The 671-nt window shown below is 69.7% G+C and carries 1 protein-coding gene; it reads right to left on the minus strand.

Features of this window, described 5'->3' with window-relative positions:
• A partial coding sequence (locus tag NZU74_20495) for a nucleotide sugar dehydrogenase (protein MCS6883708.1) occupies positions 1 to 671 on the minus strand: 671 nt, incomplete at both ends.

A 671-nucleotide genomic window follows, 5' to 3' on the forward strand; every position in this document is an offset into this window, starting at 1 on the left:
AAGCGATCGCGGGCGCTCTGGTTGATGTCCATCACCGCCTGCAACAACTGCGGGTGGCACCCCGCCGAGGCCGCCATATGGCGCAGCGCCAGCACGTCCTTCGGGAAGCACGACCCCCCGTAGCCCACCCCCGCCTCCAGAAAGTGCGGCCCGATGCGCCGGTCGGCCCCCATCCCCCGCGCCACCTCCTTCACGTCCGCCCCCAGCTTCTCGCAGATCTGCGCGATCTCGTTGATGAACGAGATCCGCGTCGCCAGAAAGGCGTTCGAGGCGTACTTGATCATCTCCGCCGTGCGCAAATCGGTGATGATCACCGGGGCCCCCAGGGGGGCGTGCAGCTCCGCCACCGCCTCCGCCGCCGCCCGGTCGGTCGAGCCGAGCACGATGCGGTCGGGCTTGAAGAAGTCGCTCAGGGCGCTGCCTTCGCGCAAAAACTCGGGGTTGGAGACCACGCTGAAGCGCACGCCGGGGCGGGTGTGGGCGCGCAGGATCTCGAAGACCATATCGCCGGTGCCGACGGGGACGGTGCTCTTGTCGACGATAATCGCGTCGCGGGTGAGGTGGCGGCCGATGCTGGCGGCGGCGGCCTCGACCTGGCTGAGGTCGGCGGCGCCGTCGGGGCCCATGGGAGTGCCGACGGTGATGAAGACCAGTTCGGCCCCGTCGAGGGC

It is taken from the genome of Chloroflexaceae bacterium, assembly GCA_025057155.1.
In the GTDB taxonomy this organism is placed as follows: domain Bacteria; phylum Chloroflexota; class Chloroflexia; order Chloroflexales; family Chloroflexaceae; genus JACAEO01.